Source organism: Bacillus sp. BML-BC051 (assembly GCF_019656175.1).
Classification (GTDB): Bacteria; Bacillota; Bacilli; order Bacillales; family Bacillaceae_G; genus Bacillus_A; species Bacillus_A mobilis.
In genome coordinates this window covers 1-20,617 of record NZ_BPLI01000049.1, presented here as the reverse complement: position 1 = coordinate 20,617, position 20,617 = coordinate 1, and the positions used below count along the sequence as shown (strand labels likewise).

Annotated in this window: 18 protein-coding genes; 3 read left to right on the top strand and 15 right to left on the bottom strand. The window is 34.4% G+C overall.

The genetic code is table 11. The annotated features are described in order from the left end of the window. Positions 1-7: 7 nt before the first annotated feature. The 3 genes from K5S59_RS19635 to K5S59_RS19625 are packed head-to-tail and all read right to left on the bottom strand — an operon-like array spanning position 8 to position 2,660. The gene (locus tag K5S59_RS19635; RefSeq protein ID WP_000525284.1) at positions 8-670 is read right to left on the bottom strand and encodes a CoA transferase subunit B; all 663 of its coding nucleotides are present in this window, start codon (positions 668-670) and stop codon (positions 8-10) included. Beyond that, a complete protein-coding gene (atoD, locus tag K5S59_RS19630) occupies positions 655-1,353 on the bottom strand; it encodes an acetate CoA-transferase subunit alpha (RefSeq protein ID WP_000208105.1) in 699 nt (232 codons plus the stop codon). Before atoD ends, K5S59_RS19635 begins: the two co-directional genes overlap by 16 nt. After that, positions 1,350-2,660 carry an aspartate aminotransferase family protein gene (locus K5S59_RS19625; RefSeq protein WP_001205889.1) on the bottom strand — a complete coding sequence of 437 codons (1,311 nt, stop codon included), beginning with the start codon at positions 2,658-2,660 and terminating at the stop codon, positions 1,350-1,352. The genes atoD and K5S59_RS19625 overlap by 4 nt, the downstream gene beginning before the upstream one ends. Positions 2,661-3,645: 985 nt before the next feature. Here K5S59_RS19625 and K5S59_RS19620 point away from each other — a divergent pair. Further along, entirely contained in the window at positions 3,646-4,395 is a 750-nt protein-coding gene (locus K5S59_RS19620) for a DUF4397 domain-containing protein (RefSeq protein WP_098259251.1), read from the top strand. Between the two features lie 33 nt (positions 4,396-4,428). Here the strand turns inward: K5S59_RS19620 and K5S59_RS19615 are convergent, their stop codons facing one another. Continuing rightward, the gene (locus tag K5S59_RS19615; protein ID WP_000425104.1) at positions 4,429-5,562 is read right to left on the bottom strand and encodes a BA2291 family sporulation histidine kinase; all 1,134 of its coding nucleotides are present in this window, start codon (positions 5,560-5,562) and stop codon (positions 4,429-4,431) included. Positions 5,563-5,795: 233 nt separating this feature from the next. On the opposite strand from K5S59_RS19615, the gene K5S59_RS19610 reads away from it, so the two are divergent. Further along, a complete protein-coding gene (locus K5S59_RS19610; protein WP_000247566.1) occupies positions 5,796-6,188 on the top strand; it encodes a YueI family protein in 393 nt (130 codons plus the stop codon). Between the two features lie 120 nt (positions 6,189-6,308). On the opposite strand, the gene K5S59_RS19605 is transcribed toward K5S59_RS19610, so the two are convergent. Beyond that, positions 6,309-7,733, bottom strand: a complete 1,425-nt coding sequence (locus tag K5S59_RS19605; protein WP_000716434.1) for an aldehyde dehydrogenase family protein — start codon at positions 7,731-7,733, stop codon at positions 6,309-6,311. 132 nt (positions 7,734-7,865) lie between these two features. Further along, positions 7,866-9,221, bottom strand: a complete 1,356-nt coding sequence (locus tag K5S59_RS19600; RefSeq protein ID WP_033656044.1) for a hemolysin family protein — start codon at positions 9,219-9,221, stop codon at positions 7,866-7,868. Positions 9,222-9,575: 354 nt separating this feature from the next. Between K5S59_RS19600 and racA the strand changes: the two genes are divergently transcribed. Next, on the top strand, positions 9,576-10,118 hold the full coding sequence (racA, locus tag K5S59_RS19595; RefSeq protein WP_000456011.1) for a chromosome-anchoring protein RacA: 543 nt from the start codon (positions 9,576-9,578) through the stop codon (positions 10,116-10,118). 96 nt (positions 10,119-10,214) lie between these two features. Here racA and K5S59_RS19590 read toward each other — a convergent pair whose 3' ends face one another. The 9 genes from K5S59_RS19590 to K5S59_RS19550 all read right to left on the bottom strand — a co-directional run. Beyond that, the gene (locus tag K5S59_RS19590; protein ID WP_000487799.1) at positions 10,215-10,811 is read right to left on the bottom strand and encodes a hypothetical protein; all 597 of its coding nucleotides are present in this window, start codon (positions 10,809-10,811) and stop codon (positions 10,215-10,217) included. 274 nt (positions 10,812-11,085) lie between these two features. Then, on the bottom strand, positions 11,086-12,936 hold the full coding sequence (locus K5S59_RS19585) for a hypothetical protein (RefSeq protein WP_120449964.1): 1,851 nt from the start codon (positions 12,934-12,936) through the stop codon (positions 11,086-11,088). Then, a complete protein-coding gene (locus tag K5S59_RS19580; protein WP_000766163.1) occupies positions 12,926-14,746 on the bottom strand; it encodes an AAA family ATPase in 1,821 nt (606 codons plus the stop codon). Before K5S59_RS19580 ends, K5S59_RS19585 begins: the two co-directional genes overlap by 11 nt. A 106-nt stretch (positions 14,747-14,852) precedes the next feature. Next, positions 14,853-15,113 (bottom strand): hypothetical protein, encoded by a 261-nt coding sequence (locus tag K5S59_RS19575; protein WP_000391452.1) that lies wholly within the window; start codon positions 15,111-15,113, stop codon positions 14,853-14,855. Between the two features lie 75 nt (positions 15,114-15,188). Next, on the bottom strand, positions 15,189-16,616 hold the full coding sequence (arcD, locus tag K5S59_RS19570; protein ID WP_000129473.1) for an arginine-ornithine antiporter: 1,428 nt from the start codon (positions 16,614-16,616) through the stop codon (positions 15,189-15,191). 213 nt (positions 16,617-16,829) lie between these two features. Continuing rightward, the gene (locus K5S59_RS19565; RefSeq protein WP_000129135.1) at positions 16,830-18,341 is read right to left on the bottom strand and encodes an ABC transporter permease/substrate-binding protein; all 1,512 of its coding nucleotides are present in this window, start codon (positions 18,339-18,341) and stop codon (positions 16,830-16,832) included. Positions 18,342-18,344: 3 nt separating this feature from the next. Next, positions 18,345-19,292 carry an ABC transporter ATP-binding protein gene (locus K5S59_RS19560; RefSeq protein ID WP_097844579.1) on the bottom strand — a complete coding sequence of 316 codons (948 nt, stop codon included), beginning with the start codon at positions 19,290-19,292 and terminating at the stop codon, positions 18,345-18,347. Between the two features lie 100 nt (positions 19,293-19,392). After that, the gene (locus K5S59_RS19555; RefSeq protein ID WP_033656338.1) at positions 19,393-19,950 is read right to left on the bottom strand and encodes a YdcF family protein; all 558 of its coding nucleotides are present in this window, start codon (positions 19,948-19,950) and stop codon (positions 19,393-19,395) included. An 86-nt stretch (positions 19,951-20,036) separates the two neighbouring features. Beyond that, positions 20,037-20,617 (bottom strand): IS200/IS605 family accessory protein TnpB-related protein (locus K5S59_RS19550; RefSeq protein ID WP_220784080.1); only part of this gene is annotated, 581 nt, incomplete at its 5' end.

Here is a 20,617-nt window from a genome sequence, read left to right as displayed (position 1 = left end):
TCTCCCCTCATTCAATTACTAGTAAGTTAGAGCCAATTTTGAAATCAGCTTCTGTATGTTGTCTTATATCTTCCACAGTGTATGGGCTCATTAATTCTTGTAAAATGAGTCCACTCTGCGTCACTTCCATAACTGCCATATCCGTAATAATTAAATCTACACATTTCTTTGAAGTTAATGGTAATGTACACTCCGAAACAATTTTTGCATTTCCGTATTTATCGACATGATTCATCACTACAACGACTCGCTTCGCTTTTTGTGCCAAATCCATCGCTCCCCCAATACCTGGAACGCGTTTTCCTGGTACAATCCAGTTCGCTAAATCACCATTCTCACTTACTTGTAATGAACCAAGAATCGTTATGTCTAATAAACCTTTTCGAATCATCCCAAACGCTGTACAACTATCAAAATAGCTCGCTCCTGTAATAAGAGAAGTCGGTAAACCTGCTGCATTACATAAATTTTCGTCTTCATTCCCTTTGCTTGGCGTAGGTCCCATGCCTACAATTCCATTTTCCGCATGAAACATAACGTTTATATCGTCAGGAAGATGATTCGGTACAAGCGATGGTATACCAATACCTAAATTTACAATCATACCATTCTGTATTTCTTTCGCCGCGCGCCTAGCAATCTTATCTCTCACTTCTACGCCCATACCCATTTCCAATTCACTCCTTCCGACGGTACAATATAATTTACAAACACTCCTGGGACAACAATTTCTTCTGGATCTAAACTTCCAAGTGGAACGATTTCCTCTGCTTCTACAATCGTTATATCCCCTGCCATAGCTACGTGAGGGTTCATGTTACGAGCACTTTTATCAAACACAAGATTACCAAACGGATCCGCTTTTTTCGCATATACAATTGCAACCTCAGCAGTTAATGCTGTTTCAACTAAATATGTCTTACCATTCATTTCAACTGTACGTTTTCCCTCTTCTACAATCGTATCAACACCTACATCAACTAATACGCCTCCAAGTCCTACACCACCAGCGCGAATACGCTCTGCTAATGTTCCTTGAGGGGAAAACTCGATTTGCAACCTTCCTTCGTTTAGCTGTCTTCCTGCATTTGGATTTGAACCAATATGTGAAGTGATTAATGATTTTACTCTTTCATTCGTAACAAGTCGACCGATTCCTACATCAGGAAATCCCGTGTCATTTCCTATTAAATTTAAATTTGTAACTCCTTTTTCTAAAATCGCCTGTATTAAAGATGGAGGGGATCCAATCCCCCCAAATCCTCCAAACATTAATGTCATATCATCGTGGAACAAAGAAATTACTTCCTCTATCTCTTTTAATTTACCGAATGTATTCGTAATAGTTGTCATGCGATACTATGCCCTCCTTTTTGCATCATTTCTTCTACACTTTTTGCAAAAATTGAAAGTAATTCATCTAACTCGGAATATGTAGTTGTCATCGGCGGTGCTACAAGCAGTGCACTATCTTCTTTTCCTGCTTGCCCTGAAACAGCTTGGTATAAAAGAAGACCATTTTTAGCTGCAACCGAAATAAGTTCCGACGCTTTTGTAAACGGTTGCAATTCTACTCCAATCAGCAACCCTTTTCCGCGTACATCAGCAATGATTGTCGATTGTTGCTGAACTTTCTGTAGTCCTTTTATTAAATACTCTCCTTTTTCTGCTGTTTTTTCAGGTAGATTATGTTTCTCCATATACTCAATAACAGCTAGAGCTGTTGCTGCAGATAATGGATTTGCACTTAATGTATGCCCACTCATAACTGAACGCGACCCACGTAAAATTGGCTCCATAACACGGTCACTTACAATCGTCGCTGCCATCGGTGTATATCCAGCTCCTAAACCTTTACCAAGAGTCATAATATCCGGTTCTACACCCCAATGCTCCATCGCAAACCATGCGCCAGTACGACCAAGCCCTGTCATTACTTCATCCGCAATAAATAAAATATCGTAATGACTACAAATATCTTTAATGACTTTATAATATTCTTTCGGCGGAACGACTGCGCCCCCAGCTGCTCCGATAATTGGTTCAGCGATAAAAGCTGCGATATGTTCTGCACCAATTCTTTCAATTGATCTTTCTAGTTCAGTCGCACAAGCAAGCTGACAAGTTGGATATACCTTTTGCACCGGACATCTAAAACAATATGGAGCTGGAATAGTTGGATAATCTTCTAAAATTGACACGAAACGTTGTCTGCGCAGTGGATGCCCAGACATTGATAAGGCTCCCATCGTAATACCGTGATAACTCATCCATCGTGACAAAATTTTATGTTTCCCTTGAATACCTCGCTCTTGAAAATGCTGGATTGCAATTTTCATAGCTGTTTCATTTGCTTCCGTACCACTATTCACAAAAAAGCTCCAGTTCAAATCTCCTACACTTAAATCGCTTAATTTCTTCGCTAATTTTTCAGCTGGTTCACTCGTAAACTGTGATCTATAAACGAAAGCAATCTCCTCTGCTTGCTTTTTGATAACGTCCGCAATCTCCTTTACGCCATGCCCAATACCTGCCGTAATTGCCCCTGACGAGCCATCAAAATATTTATTTCCGTTTTGATCATACAAATACACACCTTTTCCATGTGAAATCATTGGATACGGCTGACCAACAAGTGGTTTAATTAAGTAATCGCGCATAGCGCTCCCCCATTTCTCCAATTTGTATATATATATGAAGAAAATTGACGTTTCTTTCATAAAAAAGAACCCTCTGCGAAAGCAGTGATTTTATCAAAAAACTATTATAAAATATACAAATGAGTGCTTAATATTAATTTATAAAACAGAAAATTCAGAACTCAAATCGAAGACCAACCCTTATCTATACGCTCAACTAACCCTCCTTTATATAAAATAAATGCTTCACTACATGTTTTCTTAACATAATGTCAGCTTCCCTCAATTGCCGACATTGTGTAAACTTCGACGAAACTCCCTTTAAACTCCTTCCTATTCTCCTACTTTATATTGCATATTTTCAAACAAATCTCGACAATTAATCCCACTAAATGCATAGCAATTATTTTAAAGAAACCAAGATTCCACATACATCCCCATCCGTTTTATACAATAAAAAAAGAACCGATTAACCACATTAATCAGTTCGGCACGACGCTCTTTTATCAGTTAACACCTTCACTTGCTAACGTAAATAGAAACAATAGCATTACAAATTCAAATTTCATCCTACAGCCTAAAGCACAAAATCGTCCATAACTCCACTCACAAATCCTTGCGGGATATCCCCATCCCAATATTTCATTCCTTTCCTCAATTTCAAACTACCTTTCCTTTATAATTTATGTAGGACAATTATCACTTTGTATGTGTATTCGCCCATAATTTAAAAAATCCCTAGTTTTCTAAGAATTTGGGACATGTTTTCGATATTTCACTTGTTTCACTCTTAAGTTTTAATTTCGAAATACAAACTTCATCAGCTCATATGGAGAAAATATTGTTGTGTCCTCTAGAAATTTATAACTCTCGTTCACCTAAACTACACTTATCCGTAAAAATACTTATTATTAATTCCCTACCTTTCTCTTTTAAAAACAATTTTTTTGCATAACCTCTTTCTTGCTAAGCATATAGTGTTAATGATGACAAAGGAGGAATGTTCATGTCTCAATCTGAAATCGAAAAATTAGGACAAGAAGCTACACGTTACGAACAGCTCGCTCGTTACTATCAATTTCATAATCCGAAAAAATATGTAGAACTATATATGAAATATTATGATGCACTTACGAAACTTGTACAGGCATATGAAAAAAGAGATTCACAAGAAGCTGCTTTACCGTCACACATAAGGTTTTTTCACTCAGCTTCCAATACACCCGCGGTTGACATTTTAGTAAACGGTCAAAAGGTTATTAAAAATATTTCATTTAAACAATTTAGTCCCTATTTAACATTAGTACAAGGTAAATACCGTATAGATATTGTTCCTGTCGGCAATGAAACTCCCATCTTTTCAGCTTTAGTACCGATAATGGGAAATCACTCTTATACTTTTGCCGCAATAAATAGTGACAATCATATACAACTACAACCTATGCTTGATAATACACATTTACCAGCTGGTCAAGCAAAAATACGCTTTGTACATTTTTCTCCGGATACCCCTGTTGTGAATGTAAGTTTAAAAGGTGGAGATCATTTATTTGAAAATGTACTCTTTAAACAAATTACAGATTTTTTAGAAGTTAGCCCTGGTACAGCAGATATTGAAGTTTCACTCGCAGATAATGCAAGTGTCTTGCTAACTATACCGAATTTCAAAGTCGAACCGAACATCATTTATACCATTTCAATTTTAGGTTATTCAACGAAAGATCCTAAATTAGAAGCCGTTATCCTTACAAATTAAAACAGTCTACACCATTCATTTGGTGTAGACTGTTTATTTTTGAAACTCAATTTGAAATTCTGTCCAATCGTTATCTGAACGACACATAATGGACCCATTATGTTTTTCTACAATTTGTTTACATACAAATAACCCAATACCAGTTCCTAACTTTTTAGTAGTTACAAATGGTTCGAAAATCGTTTCTACATTTTCAGCTGGAATCATTGGTCCATTATTTTTTATTACAATTCGAATTGCTTGATCTTCTTCAAATACATCAACGATAATTTTTCGTTCTTCTTTTATCGATTCAAGAGCGTCAATTGAGTTCATTAATATATTTAAAAATACTTGTCTCACTTCACTCCGATAACCAACAAGCGGAATTGGGTACGGCAAATTCTTTTCAATCGATACATTTGCATTAACCAAACTCGGATATAAGAACTGTATAATATCTTGAAACAAATCATTGAGCCAAAATTGTTCTGATTCCGTCCACATTTCTTTTTTCGATACGAGTAAAAATTGCGAAATCCGAAAGTTTAATTGGTCTAATTCATGCGAAATAATATCTAAATACGATAAACTAGGATGATCTGCCTTTAATAATTTGACAAATCCCATAATTGAAGTAAGTGGGTTACGAAATTCATGTACAAAACTAGCTGACATTTGCCCTAATATCGTCAGCCTTTCTTTATGTGTTTCGTTAATATATTGCTGTTTTTCCTCTAAATTTCTTGATATAATTTCCGAGTATTTTAAAACAGTATAATAAATTAATTTATCAAAACAAGTATGTATTTGAGCCATAATTGGTTTCAATTCACGTGCGCTAACATCTAATTCACACATCGCTTCAAAAAGCTCATTTCTTCCCACGTTTGCATTATAAACAAAATCTCCAATATTCGCATCTGCTCCTGCACGTTCAATAGCAATTTTCTCGCATAATGGCTGAAGATAATCTATATCTTTTTCTTCCATAGTAAGTTCGATAATTAACTCTAATAAATCCTCTCCATTTTGAACTGCTTCTAGTTTAAATGGATCTTTATCGGAAATTATCATTTTGTTTTTCCAGTTCTCAACGAATTGGTGCCTGTTGTTTTTCAAGTACGAACAAAATACTTCTTTAATATCCTTATCGATTGGAAAAACCCCCATTCCCTCCATTTCCATACGACGAACACCCTTTATATTTTGAATATTAACACAAAAAATGCGATTCGTTAATAGATTATTGTCACATTTTGTTAATATGTGTTGATAAAATTTTTAATGCCTTCATTAATTGTTTAGATTGATACATTCTATTTTCCTTCCTTTCATTCAAAATTTTTAACATTCGATGCGACTTTTTTTGCATCCTGCCTCATTCTTTCGTACAATAGAAAATGAAAGGTGTGAAAAATATGGTAAATAAAAATGTGGAAGATTATCTCCAAGAAGGCATTTACGGCCAAAAGCAGAACAAACCAGAAGAACGTAATATGTATTTAACTACATTACGTGAGCGTGTAGAAATCGCTTTAACTATCGGTCAAGTAATGCAAAGTAATGTATATTCTGAAGTAGCTAGTAGTATGCGCGCTTCTCAATCATTACAAATATTCCTAAATGGTGGCATTGCTTACCCACATTTATCAAAATACATTAAATTAGCAAATGAAAAAAATGTTCCTTTTACAATTGTTCAAAATAAAGGCATAGAAACACCCATCGGTTTAGTATTATCTCATAGCACTGCTGTTGACAAAGAACAAATTTATGTAGAAGATGCTATTTTCAAACAAGAAATGAAGTAAAAGGTACACTTGATTAAATGAAATCGTATCGAGAAACCTAAAACAAACAATAAAAAACGAGTATGGAATCGTAAACATTTCCTGCTCGTTTTTTATTATGATGTTTAAGCTCAATCTACTTTATTTTTTAATACAGACTAATTTCATTTCTGTCATCTCTTCTATTGCATATTTAATTCCTTCACGCCCCGTGCCGCTTTCTTTCACACCACCGTAAGGCATATGATCTACCCTAAACGTTGGAATGTCATTAATCATGACACCACCAACTTCAAGCTCGTCAATTGCACGCATTGCTTTAAACAAATTATTTGTAAATACACCTGCTTGTAGACCGTAACGTGAATGATTTACTTGCTCTATCGCTTCATCAAACTCTTTAAATGTATTTACTGTCATAAGTGGACCAAATACTTCTTGGCACTGTACAGATACATACTCCGGAACATTTGTTAATACAGTTGGTTCAAAAATCCTTGCATCATGTTTCTTACCACCGTATAAAACAGCTGCCCCTTCCTTAATAGCTTCTTGCACCCACATTTCAATTCGCTCTACATCTTTTTTCGAAATTAAAGCCGATACATCCGTTTCTTCATGTAATGGATCCCCAACAACAACTGTTTCCATAGCTTTCTTTAGCTTTGAAAGAAATTCATCTGTTCTCTTTTCATGTACAAAAACACGTTGTACTGAAATACAAACTTGTCCATTATTAACAAATGCTCCCCATTTTACACGTTCAATTAATTCATCTGTTAATTCTACATCTTCATCAATAATAACAGCAGCGTTTGATCCTAGTTCTAACGTAACTCGCTTTAACCCAGCCTTTGCCTTAATTCCGATTCCAACTTTCGGACTTCCCGTAAATGTAATGGAAGCAATATCATCATTTGTAACTAGCGCCTCACCTACTGTTGAACCAGGACCAGATATAATATTTAAAGCTCCTTTTGGCAATCCCGCCTCTTCAAATAGTTCAACTAATGCGTAAGACGATAATGGCGTTTGATCAGCTGGTTTTAACACAACTGTATTTCCAGCAGCAATTGCAGGGCCGACTTTATGTGCTACTAAATTTAATGGGAAATTAAAGGGTGTAATAGCTCCTATAACCCCAATCGGTTTTCGTATTGTGTATGCAATACGTCCATCTGCACCAGGTGCTGCATCAAGTGGCAGTGTCTCGCCGTATATACGCTTCGCTTCTTCCGCCGCAAATTTGTATGTCTGAACGGTACGATCTACTTCTCCCCTTGCAGCACGAATTGGTTTTGCAGCCTCTTTTGCAATAATCTCTGCAAATTCTTCTCTTCTTTCATCCATTTTTTGTGCAACCTTCTCTAAAATAGTCGCACGATCATATGCAGATAATGTATTCATTTTTTTCATTGCATTTTTTGCAGCAGTAACAGCCTCTTGTACATCTTCTTCCGTTCCTTGTGCAATTTCCGCTAACGTTTCTTCAGAATATGGTGCATATAATGTTTTATACGTGTCTACAGACTTCCAATCTCCATTTATATATAAATGCTTTTTCATAATTCTTCTCCTTCCAAATATATGTATACAACAATACTTCACCTAGTGAAAGGTCTGACTTATGCCATTGTATCATAGCCCTTATTCTGCCAAAAACATTATGCTCAAAAAAACTCTGCCATATAGCAGAGTCTACGAACTAATTTGTTCTTGAAATGGAATTTGTTTTTCATCTTCTAAAATAACAATTGATTCTAGAGTTTTTGTAACTTCTAGTCTCTTTATATAGTGTCCATCTAATTCTTTCACACAAAACTTATAATTTTCAATTTCAATGAAATCCTCTTCAGCAATTTCTATATTTTTCGTTAAAATCCAGCCACCTATTGTATCAACACCATTATCATCAATCGTTAAACCTAATAACGTATTCACTTCACTAACAAGCACTTTTCCCTCTAGAATTGTTTTCGTTTCACTAACTTGTTGAATTTCTGGCTGTTCATCTGTATCAAACTCATCTTGAATATCTCCAACTATTTCTTCTAAAATGTCTTCAACTGTAACAAGTCCAGATGTACCACCATATTCATCTATCAATATAGCAATATGCGTTCTTTCTTTTTGCATTTTTAAAAATAGGTCGTGTATTGGGATAGAGTCGATAACTAAAATGATTGGCCTAATATATTGATCTACTTTCTTATTACTTACTGCATTATGCTGCACAAAATCTGTGAAAATATCTTTAAAGTTTACAAAGCCTATTACGTGATCTTTGTCTCCATCTACAACTGGATATCTCGTATATTTTTCCCGGGACATTTTTTGCAAAGCTTCTTCAGCAGGCATTTCTTTACTTATAATATGCATTTCAGTTCGGGGTACCATTATTTCTTTCGCGATACGATCATCAAATTCAAAAATTTTATTTACATATTTATATTCAGACTGATTAATCTCTCCATTTTTGTAACTTTCTGAAACTAACAACCGTAATTCTTCTTCTGAATGAACCTCATCGTGCCCTTTCGGTGGTTTCAGCCCTAACAACTTCGTAATAATTCGAGCTGATCCATTTAGGATCCAAATAAATGGAAACGCCATACGATAAAAGAAAATTAACGGTTTAGCAACAAACAAACTCACTTGTTCAGCTTTTTGAATCGCGAATGTTTTTGGGGCCAATTCCCCTATTACAACATGTAAAAATGTAATAAACAAAAATACTAAAATTACAGCAAAAATGTCTGCCAGTTGAGTAGAAATGTTCAAATTTACAAAAAGCGTGTCGAACATTTGCTTTAACGCAGGTTTACCAAACCACCCAATCCCCAGAGCTGTAACTGTAATTCCTAGCTGACAAGCAGATAAATATTCGTCTAAGTTTGTAATGACTGTTTTGACAGATGTTGCGCGATTATTTCCTTCTGCAATTAAATAGTCAATTCGTGAACTTCGCACTTTAACAATTGCAAATTCTGCTGCAACGAAAAATGCCGTTAAGGCAATTAAAACAATCACTATACTTATACTATATATGTCCAAATACTTCTCCTTACTTACATTGTAAGCAAGGAAGCCACCTCCTACTTAATTTTATTCAAGTGAAGTAAGCATTCTAATACTCTAACAAAATTCTACATTAGCAACCACCTTTTTATATATTATATGCATACATAAAAAAGATATTTATCATTATGATAATCTAATTCATTTCCCTTAGTCAAATGATTCTAAATCTTAAGATAAAACATTTTTATATACACGATATATTCTTCACAGCTTCATTTCGTGAAAAAACACTTTCTTTGCCGATTCCACACTTCTTTTGTCACCTTAGAAGGGAACTTCCTTCATAGATCGAAATCATTCAACAGGATATATATAGGAGGGATTATTTTGGAATATAAAACACCATTTATCGCAAAAAAATTAGGTGTTAGCCCAAAGGCTGTTGTCCGGATTGCACAACAATTAAATCTTACGATAGAAAAAAATAAATATGGTCACTTTATTTTCACACAAGATGATTTAAATCAAATGTTAGAATTCCATCTATCACAAATAGAGCAGTCCCCAAACTCTCATCCTACTCAAAAAACATCATCAAATGATGTTGAAGAATTAAAAACGCAAATAAATACAATTGTTCAAAACAAATCATCACATGAATTTGAGCAATTAGCAGCTCAATTAAACACTATTACGAGAAGGCTAGATCGAATGGAAGAACAAATGCAAGATAAGGCAAATGATGTTGTTACGTACCAACTTTTACAACATCGCCGTGAAATGGAGGAAATGTTAGAGCGAATTCAAAAGCTAGAAGCTTCCCTGAAGAAAGAAGAACCAATATATATTACTCCCGATTCAAAACCAACATATGAACGAGAAAAGAAGCCGAAGCGCCGCAAAATGATTTTTAGTATATTTGGATTATAATTTTTAGACCCTTATTAAAATAATAAGGGTCTTTTTTCATGAAGAATGACTTCATATTAAAATAGCATTCTCTTTATTACATATATTCATTTCGCTTTATTTTGTTAACATAATATTTTTACTGTATTCTGCGATTAATGCCTGTGCATGAGCATTCCCTTGAATCACATCTCGAAATTCTTTTAAAGAATACAAATGCGTAGCCCCTTTTCGGGCATGAATTCGCACTGGTACACCTTGTAAAGTATCATGAAACTGAAATGGCTTATCTACCGGTTCAATTGGGAAACCGAGTGTTAATAAATACATATACATTCTTTTTGTCACTGCTGCAATATACCATTCTGCTTTCGTTTCTAATGCATGCATAAATAAAATAGCTGTTAGTCTTTTGAAGTGTCCTCTCCCACGAGACGTTTTCGCAATACTCAACTTGCCTATTTCATACACATTTTTCAAATCTTTCACTAAATCATTTTTAGAAAACGGATAGAAAAACTCAGAATTTGATTGCTCTGGTTCCGTATACTTAATACATTCTACTGTACCAATATGATGTTCATCTTCTATTAATAAAAATCGTGATGGATTTAAATTACGTTCTACGAACATTAAGTTTCTTTCTTCACAAAAATCTCCCCATAGTTGCTCGAACCAAAAATGTTCTTCTTTTGTTTGAACACGCTGGAACATATTTACCCGCCTTTCCCATCGCCGCTCTGTTTTTGATAACGCTTTCACTATCTATCATATAAGAACAAATCTTCGTATGCAACTAAAAATATTTATGACTTATTATATTCTGTAAAACGAATTAAATTCCATCTTAATCGTCTTTTATCCCTCATGTACCGTTCTTCTAACAACATACTTATATTACTTTCAAATTCAAATCGTATAAAGTTGTCTTCCATACAGCATATATTTCTTCTTAATCTAAAAAAATCCTTTATAAAAAAGGATTTTTTTACTTCTTCATGCTTTTTAACCACTTCTCAAAAATTTGTACCATTCCATGTTTTCCGGCTAATTTCTCTTCCCCTTGTTTCGTTTTATATGGATATAATTGCAAAAACACACCACACCCGGACTCAATTCTTTTACTATGCATATGACTTCCTGGATATACACAAATAACTTCATAAATGGCCCTTCGATAATATACTCTCTTTCCATCCTGTTCTTCTACATATTTTATAGACCAGTACTTATACATTTGCTCAGTTGCCTTCGTATTTCCAACGTGCTGAAAAATGTTGTACATGGGGCTATACTTCACTTCAATAATAATAGAAGATTGATATACGTATTTCCCTTCTTCCTTTACATAACAGTCTAAGCGAATGTCTGGCTTCTTCGTATCTTCTCCATTATAAAAATTACTCCCTTTACTTAATGCAATAAGGGGATGAGTTTCAATTAAATCATTAAATGCGACATGTACTCTCATATCATCTCGATGTAAAACTACTGTCGTTCCATCCTGTAATCCATCTACATAAAAATGTTCTTGAATTTGTTCACGAATGGAATTTCTAGCCTCAAAACCAATTTGCTCTAACATGGAAATAACGATAAAAAAAGCGTAATATTCATACACTAAAAATGTTGGTTTATAAACAAATAATAAAGATGGAGATTGTTCTGTATATTGTGGAAGTACATCTAAATGCTGTAGTAGTTGTTGATGTGGTATCGGTAAATTATGTGAGTACATGTTACCTGTTTCGGAAACTTCTCTCCAAAATGGAGAATGCATTAAAGTTTGAAAGTATTGTACACTTTCATGTACAAAGTGCGCTAATATTTTATATTCTTGTATCTTCATAGAGCTTTTTCGCAAATCCGCCTCTTTTAGTAAATGAATATTTTTATACTTTTGTTTCTCTCTATCGGTCACTGATCCATTACGCTCAATTGTTTGTATAATCGTTTTTACAGCTTGAAATTCTTCTGATTTCTTTCTTTTTGCTCTTTCTAATATTTCAATTGTTTGGCTCAAAAAACTTTCAGCTTCAAGTAAATAGAAATAAAAGTGCATCGCTTTAAATTTAAGAAATGCATTTTCCTTACTATTTTTTTGTTCTATAAACTTACGATTATAATATTTTGCATACGGTTTTCTTTCCGCCACTACGGCTCCTTTTCTCGTTGCTTTCCGCTCTTTTTCTTCCCATTTATATTCATGTATAAATTTTGAACTCGATTCTATTTTCTTAAAAATTTGCTTTATCTTTTTCATTTTTTGCGGCAACTTTCTAAGTAACACTAAATAAGAAGAATCTTCAATATCACTAAGTGCAGAGAAAGTCTTTTTATAATAACCTCTATCTAAAATCAACTCATTCAAAATTGACTTTACATAGTTTTGAATCATTTCAAATTGATCATCAAAAAAATTTTTGGGAACGATTTGAAATGCGCCATAATACGTTCTATCTTCTATATTCACTTCAAAATGATATAATCCACAACGCCATGGATAAAAGAATTCCGTTTTTCCATGTTCATATATTAATACCTTTTGTTTTTTTTCATTTATTTCATATTTTGACTCTTTTATATTTTTCTGTCCCTCATATACTTTATTCCATATAAAAGTAATATTCATTGGACTTTCATAATGGTAATGCAATCTAATTGGTTTTAATTCTTGTACTTTATAAATACATTGAACTAATGCTGTAGTAGATGTACAAAGACGATTTAATAAAATATATTCCCCTTTTGCCTCAGACCCAATAATTAACTTTAATACAAAAGGGAGTGTTTCTTTCGTATCAACGATTTCTGTTTCATATCGCCCTTCATTTTGCATAGCCATACAACTCCAGTTCTCTACGCTTTTCTCTTATATATGCTAAAGAGTGTTCAAATGTAGATACTCTATTTGCAAGTTGTGATTGTAAAAGAGGTACTAATGTCGCCCCCCTTTTTACTTCTTCAGACAGTAAAGACCCAACCATCATTTCAGTCCCTCTTATTTTCGTCAATACACGTTGCTTGATTTGTAAATCAAATCCTTCTTCTCTACTGATCATATAAGAATGATTATTTTGAAACGGTATATTTTGCAAATAAGTAGCTATTGCGTTTGCACATCGAAATGAAATTCCCTTTGACATATCATGTGATGACAATACATCATGTAACTTATCTAATAGCTCTAACTCTTCTTCAGAAAACACCTCGATCATCGCTTTATTTCTGACCCAACTTATACGAAATTCTCCTGCAGTTACTTTCAGGGGTGGTTGTAATACAATTTTCTCTTGTTCCATACACATCTCACAAAACGGAATCTTTTGTAACGTTATTAAATTCGTCCGATCTAATAATCGATCTGAGAGCTCTTTCGTTGTTTCATCAAAATTTACTGTTCCTACAAATATAATATTTTCACCAATTTCAATTGTTGGTGGAATTGGATTTTCTTTTTCTTGTACACCTTCATACAAATTTAAAATACGGTTTTGCTTTTCAAGTTGAAGAACAGATAGAAATGGAGTAAACCAATGCTCAATATGTGCCATATTCATTTCATCAAAAACGATTATATATAGCTGATTTTGATTTTCTTTTGCCTTCATTAACGCCCTAACTAATTTTGTTTCACTTTCAATAAAAGTGCCATTTGGGTGAAGGTAACCAAGTAAGTCATGTGGTTCTTGATACGATGGTGAAATCGGAATCCACACCAATTCTTCCCCATACTGTAATCCAAGTGCTTCTGCATAAGCTTGCACAAAACAGGATTTCCCGGCGCCTGGTATGCCACCAAGAATCGTCAACATATTTGTTTTCGCACTTATATGAAAATTGTAAATATCCGTTTCATCCAAATAGAGCCCTTTATTGCGCACGAAATTTTTTACATACTGTAAAAAGACGGATTCACGCTCATCCCATTCCCATTCATCCTTGTGTACTTTTATTTCCTCTACTTCTACACGCTTACCTTCTTCAGTCATTCGTTTTTTTAATTGCTCATACATGTGATTACTTACAAAATACAATTGATCTTCTACCCCTATTTCTACATGCTTACTCCAGTCATTAAAGTCTATATACTTACATTCCCGCTGCTGTTCAAAATAGGCAATTGAACTAATTGATGATGACTTTAGAGATATATTTCCATATAACCTTCCGTCGTGCCACAATAATTCAGGAGGCTCAAAGTCTTTCGGATATTTTGGCATTAGAAATGACAAATAGCCATTTCCAAGTTTTCTTTCTAAAGACTCTCCTTTTTTGTATTCGGAAACTTTAGGTACTGGAATCATTTTATAGCCATTTGCCATTTCTCGCGGTTCTTCTGCACAAATTAACTCCACATATATATGCCCTCTCTCGTAATAGAGACGAAACATAACCAGTTGCTTTTCTAATTTTCTTTTCTTTAATTCCGAAAAGACCTTTTCATTCTTTTTATTGTTACATAAACCTTCAAATACGTATGGTTCATTTTTTAATTGCTCTTGTAACGTGAATGGTATTGGCGATAGGCATTGTACAAAGAAGTTCTCTCCATTCTTCTCTCTCTCTGCTTTTGTAAACTTTCCGATAAACCTCATATAGTACATTCGTTTTATAAAACTTGGCTGAAGAGCTTTATGTAATTTCACCTTCGTCACCTTCTTTTTTTCATACTATTCTTAGTGTATGAAGGAAACGAAAAACTAGAAACAAAAAACCTGACGTTATCCGCCAGGTTCAAAATGAAAACGTATATTAATGAGATGGAAATGCTTTTTTCTCTTGTAAAATGGCATTATGTGCAATTTTCATTTTAGCAAGTACATATCGTAATCGATCTTCAGCGTTTTCATCTGTATTTTGCTGTAATTCCGCCAAATTCTCTACAGCACTCGCTAAATTTTCAATCACTCCTCTTAGTTCAGGATGATGATTAAAAAAGGATTCTTGCACTAATACTTTCCTTACTTCACTCGCTAAATCAACAATTCTGGTTAACTGTTCTTTTTCTTCCATTTTCATCCCTCCTGAATATCTTATGTATTAAATATTCTCTAGACAAAGAAAAAAGCCCTTTATTTAAAAGGACTTTTACATTTTTATATTTCCAGTCAATAACATATAGATTGATGTGATAGCTGCAATAACAATTGCCCACATTACATATCTCTCAATACCTCTAAAACAACGATTTCCTTTTTCTTTTCTTGCATACGTGTAAACAATAATCCCGATTCCATATACGATTGAAACAAGTAATAAATTTTTCAAACCTGCTGCATATAGAAGCCATACTGAATAAATAGAAGCAATTAAAGCTAACGAGCCATTTTTTACTTTTGCATCTTTTAGTTCGTTTGTAATAACTAATTTGAATTGGAATAACGCAGATAATAAATATGGTACTAAAATTGATGTTGACGCTATGAAATACATAATTTGATATGTTGATTCTGAAAACAGAACGATTATAAATATAATTTGGGCAACGCCATTTGAGATCCATAATGCCATATGTGGCGTTTGTTTTTTATTTGTTTTCGTAAAGACTTTCGGAAACACGCCATCTTTTCCTGCTACGTGGGAAATTTCAGAAACAAGTAAAAACCAGCCTATTAATGTACCTACAAGTGAAGCAACTAACCCGATGTTAATCGCAACTGCGCCCCATGTCCCAACAACATGCTCTAATACATGTCCCATTGACGGAGTTTCTAACACAGAAAGCTCTCCTCTTGTCATCGCTCCCATTGACAAGACAGAAATTAAAATATAAATAGACATTACTAAAATAAGTCCAAGTACGGTCGCTTTACCAACATCTCGGCTATTTTTCGCTCTACCAGATAATACTACCGCTCCTTCAACCCCAATGAAAACCCAAAGAGTTACAAGCATTGTATTTTTCACTTGGCCTAGTATAGAGGAAACTGAGATCGTTCCTTCTCCCCAAAAATCATGTGTAAATGTATCCCAGCGAAACGCTGTTACCATTACAACAATAAATAATACGATTGGAACTAATTTCCCTATCGTTGCAATAACATTCATAATAGATGCTTCACGAATTCCAAATAAAATTAGAAAATGAAGTGTCCATAATAAAAGTGATGCTCCTACGATAGATGCAACATTATTCCCACCTTTAAAAATTGGGAAGAAATAACCTAATGTACTAAACAGTAACATGATTGTTGCAACGTTTCCTAAAATCCCTGCTAGCCAGTATCCCCAAGCACTGTTAAATCCAATATATTCACCGAAACCAGCACGTGCATAACTATAAATTCCGCCCTCAAGCTCTGGTTTTTGTCTTGCTAACGTTTGATATACGAGCGCGAGTGGAATCATTCCCATTGCTGTAATACACCAACCAATTATTATAGAGCCGCTATTTGCTCCTACTGCTAAATCATGCGGTAAACTAAAAACACCGCCACCAACCATTGTTCCGACTACTAATGCAATTAATGGAAAAAATCCTAACTTCTTTTCTATTTGTACCACCCCATCTGTCATTCTAGGTGTTATGTTCGTTCAACTATTAAAGTCACCTTTTTCTCTAATAGACGTTTCTCTTATATTTTTTCAGGAAAACATTACTTATTCTAAAAGAAAATGAAGAAAAATGGAATACTTTTTTGAAAAAATGTATAAGTATGCACAAAAAAACCGTTCATTTTGTAATGAACGGTCATTTCATACATATAAATTTGTATATTTTTTGTAAAATTAACGAAGTAAATTCTCTTTTTGTAAAAATTGTTTTGCTACTTCTTCACTACCTTTACCATTCACATTTACTTCATAATTCATTTTTCGCATTTCTTCATCTGTAATCTTCCCAAATAATTTATTTAATACTTTTTCAAGTTCAGGATATTTCTGTAACGTCTCTTTTCTTAATAACGGTGCACCTTGGTATGGTGGGAATAATCCTTTATCATCTTTTAGCACTTTAAGTCCGTATTGCTCAAGTTCACTATCAGTTGAATATGCATCGATTACGTTAACATCCCCTGATTGAATTGCACTATAACGTAGTTTCGGTTCCATTGTTTTCACATTTGAAAACTTATATTTATATAATTTTTGCATTCCTTTATAACCGTCTTCACGATCAGCAAATTCTAATGTGAATCCTACTTTCGCATCCTGTGCAATTTTTCCTAAATCAGAAATTGTATTTATATTATTTTGATCTGCTATTTTTTTCGGCATAGCTAGTGCATACGTATTGTTATACTCCATCGGCTTCAACATCACCATATCATATTTCTTTTCCATTCCAGTGCGAGCTTGCTCATATACTTCATCCCGATTTGTGCTTTTTGGCTCTTCTTTCACGAAAGTAGATAAAGCTGTTCCCGAAAATTCAGGGTATATATCTACTTCACCTGATTTCAATGCTTCAAATACAAATGATGTTTTTCCAAGACCTGGTTTTAATTCTACATGTAAATCGGTATCTTGTTCGATAAGTTGCTTATACATTTGAATTAAAATTTCAGGTTCTGATCCAAGTTTGCCGGCAATAACAATATCTTTCTTTTGTGTATTCCAAAGAAATGGAGAGGCAATCATGATACAAGCAATACATATCGTCAATATAACACGCTTAGAAGAGCGTTTTGGACTCTCAAGCACTCGAAGTACTACATCAAAGAATAAAGCGAGTAACGCGGCCGGTACGGCCCCTAAAATGATAAGTGCATGATCATTTCGATCGATACCTAGTAATATGAGTTTACCGAGCCCACCAGCACCTATAAGAGCTGCTAATGTAGCCGTTCCAACAATTAATACCATCGCCGTACGAATACCGGCCATAATAATTGGTAATGCAAGAGGAAGCTCTACCTTCCACAGTCTTCTCCAGCTATTCATCCCCATAGCTCTCGCTGCTTCGATTAAAGATTCATCTAACTCCCTTATTCCTGTATATGTATTTCGTAAAATAGGTAATAGTGCATACACAACTAATGCAATAATGGCTGGAAGTTTTCCAATTCCTACTAACGGAATTAAAAGTCCGAGTAATGCCAGTGATGGGACCGTCTGCATAACTGCAGAAGTTCCTATAATAAACTCAGCCATTCGTTCTTTTCTCGTTAATAAAATACCAAGTGGTACCGCAATAATTACTGCAAAAAATAATGAAATAAGCGATATTTGTAAATGCTCACTTAATGCAGTAAGTAATTCTATTTTTCGTTCTTGGAACGTTTGTATAAAATCAGTCACTGTTTAGCCTCTTTCCTTCATTTGTTCAACTATGTAATTGACAATATGACGACTTGTTAAAGCCCCAACATATTGACCATTTTCTTCAACTGGCACTGATTCTTCAGCTTGTAAGCGAATAAGTGCTTCTTGTAAAGGAGAATGCAAAGATAAAGCAGTCCCTTCAACTCGTGTGCGATCGTCTAGCGGCATTATATCTCCTATATTCATGCCCTCATACCAAGGTCGTCCACGATTTCCAATGAACTCCTCCACAAATTCATTTTTCGGATTATGTACAATTCCTTCTGGTGTATCTAATTGAACAACTTTTCCTTCTTTCATAATGCAAATACGATCTCCAAGCGATAACGCTTCTTGCATATCATGCGTTACAAATACAATTGTTTTTTGAATCTTTTTTTGCAATTGTACAATATCCTTCTGAAGCTGCTCCCTACTTAATGGATCTAACGCACTAAATGGTTCGTCCATAAGAACGATTTTCGGATTTGCGGCTAATGCCCGTACAACACCAACGCGCTGCTTTTGACCTCCTGACAATTCATCAGGCATACGATTGCGATATACGTCTGGATCTAGCCCGACCATCTGTAGCAATTCATCGACACGGGCTTTTGTTTTTTCTTTGCTCCATTTTCTCATTTCAGGAACAACTGCAATATTTTCTGCAATTGTCATATGCGGGAACAAAGCGATTTGCTGCAACACGTATCCTATATTCCAACGTAATTCGTTTATATTATATTGTTGAATATCTTTTCCATCGATTACAATCGATCCTTCAGTCGTTTCAATTAAACGATTAATCATCTTCATTGTCGTTGTTTTCCCGCAACCACTCGGACCAATGAGAACAAAAAATTCTCCCTTTTTAATTTCTAAGTGCAATGAATCCACTGCTTTCGTGCCATCTTCATACGCTTTTGACACATGATTAAATTGAATCACAAATACAACTCCTTTATCGTTGTTTCCTTTATTTTGATGGAAGATGGCATTCATTTCAAATGATACGCTTTTAAATTAAAAAAGAGCTCGCATTTGAGCTCTAACGGTCGAACAATATTGTTTTCATAATAGCAGCATATTCGCGAACATACATTTTTCTCTTAGAACGAATTGGTGTTTCAGCAGCTAGCGCCTCCATCTTCATACCTAAACGCTTTGCAATTATTTTCGTTCGATATAAATGATATGTATTACTTACAACTACCGCATGTTTCACATTATATAAATCCATACTAAATTTTAAGTTTTCATACGTATTTGTAGATTGATCTTCTATTAAAATACGACTCTCATCTATACCGTGTACCATTAAATAATTTCTCATGCTATGAGCTTCCGGTATATCTTCATCTTCTCCTTGACCACCTGAAACAATTACTTTCGCTTCAGGATGGGAAAATAAATACTCCAACGCTACATCCAAACGATTTTGAAGAGATAAAGACGGTCTATCTCCAAATAACTTTGCACCCAGTATAAGAACGTACGGAGAGTGATAGCTCAACTTTTCACGAGCAACTTTGTTCATTCGAAAGGTCATATAAAGGATGTATAGCGGAGGTAATAATACGATTATAAGTATGATCCATTTGTTCATATATACGTTTGCACTCCCTTTCTTTTTATTATATGAACACTCCCCCACTTAGCAAAGCTTGAAGTGGGGGTTTCTAACGTTTCGACCTAACGGACGATTAACGTCAGGGGAGTTAACACATTAGCGAGCTGTTTCACGCCTAACCCCTCTATCCCATTTGTCCATGCATTTGGGATTACTTTTCGTAAAATGTTAGCCGCAGCATTTACATCTGCATTAATTAAAGTTTTATTTGCTGAACGATATATGCCGCGCTTTATTCGTTTTCCTGAAAAAGTTGTATTTTGGTCATTTTCTCCATACGTTGGAATGAAGTCGTTATCCAGAAAACTTGCTTTCGATGTATATGATTCTTCAGTTACAACAACTTGAATGCCTACAATATTTGCTTTGTATGTAATCATTTGAATCAGTAAACTATATGGGATATGACAAAACGATTGGTTATTTCTTTTTCCCATATTCGTTTCTTGTTTCCAACTTTTGTTTTGACCAATAACGATTTTACAAACTTCTTCTTCTTGAGCTAGTTTTACGATATGGTGACTAACTTTATGGAAGACGTCTTTTATTTTCAAGTAACGTTTTTGATGAAGTTTTTCTATCCTTTTAGAAGTAAAAGGTCCTTCATTCGTTTGTTTTCCATTTCTAAGAATGCTTGTAAAAT

Bases quoted from the DNA above. Each gene is read 5' to 3' on its own strand.
- K5S59_RS19635 (WP_000525284.1), bottom strand. From the start codon at position 670: ATGGGTATGGGCGTAGAAGTGAGAGATAAGATTGCTAGGCGCGCGGCG.
- atoD (WP_000208105.1), bottom strand. From the start codon at position 1,353: ATGACAACTATTACGAATACATTCGGTAAATTAAAAGAGATAGAGGAA.
- K5S59_RS19625 (WP_001205889.1), bottom strand. From the start codon at position 2,660: ATGCGCGATTACTTAATTAAACCACTTGTTGGTCAGCCGTATCCAATG.
- K5S59_RS19620 (WP_098259251.1), top strand. From the start codon at position 3,646: ATGTCTCAATCTGAAATCGAAAAATTAGGACAAGAAGCTACACGTTAC.
- K5S59_RS19615 (WP_000425104.1), bottom strand. From the start codon at position 5,562: ATGGAAATGGAGGGAATGGGGGTTTTTCCAATCGATAAGGATATTAAA.
- K5S59_RS19610 (WP_000247566.1), top strand. From the start codon at position 5,796: ATGGTAAATAAAAATGTGGAAGATTATCTCCAAGAAGGCATTTACGGC.
- K5S59_RS19605 (WP_000716434.1), bottom strand. From the start codon at position 7,733: ATGAAAAAGCATTTATATATAAATGGAGATTGGAAGTCTGTAGACACG.
- K5S59_RS19590 (WP_000487799.1), bottom strand. From the start codon at position 10,811: ATGTTCCAGCGTGTTCAAACAAAAGAAGAACATTTTTGGTTCGAGCAA.
- K5S59_RS19585 (WP_120449964.1), bottom strand. From the start codon at position 12,936: ATGCAAAATGAAGGGCGATATGAAACAGAAATCGTTGATACGAAAGAA.
- K5S59_RS19575 (WP_000391452.1), bottom strand. From the start codon at position 15,113: ATGGAAGAAAAAGAACAGTTAACCAGAATTGTTGATTTAGCGAGTGAA.
- arcD (WP_000129473.1), bottom strand. From the start codon at position 16,616: ATGACAGATGGGGTGGTACAAATAGAAAAGAAGTTAGGATTTTTTCCA.
- K5S59_RS19555 (WP_033656338.1), bottom strand. From the start codon at position 19,950: ATGAACAAATGGATCATACTTATAATCGTATTATTACCTCCGCTATAC.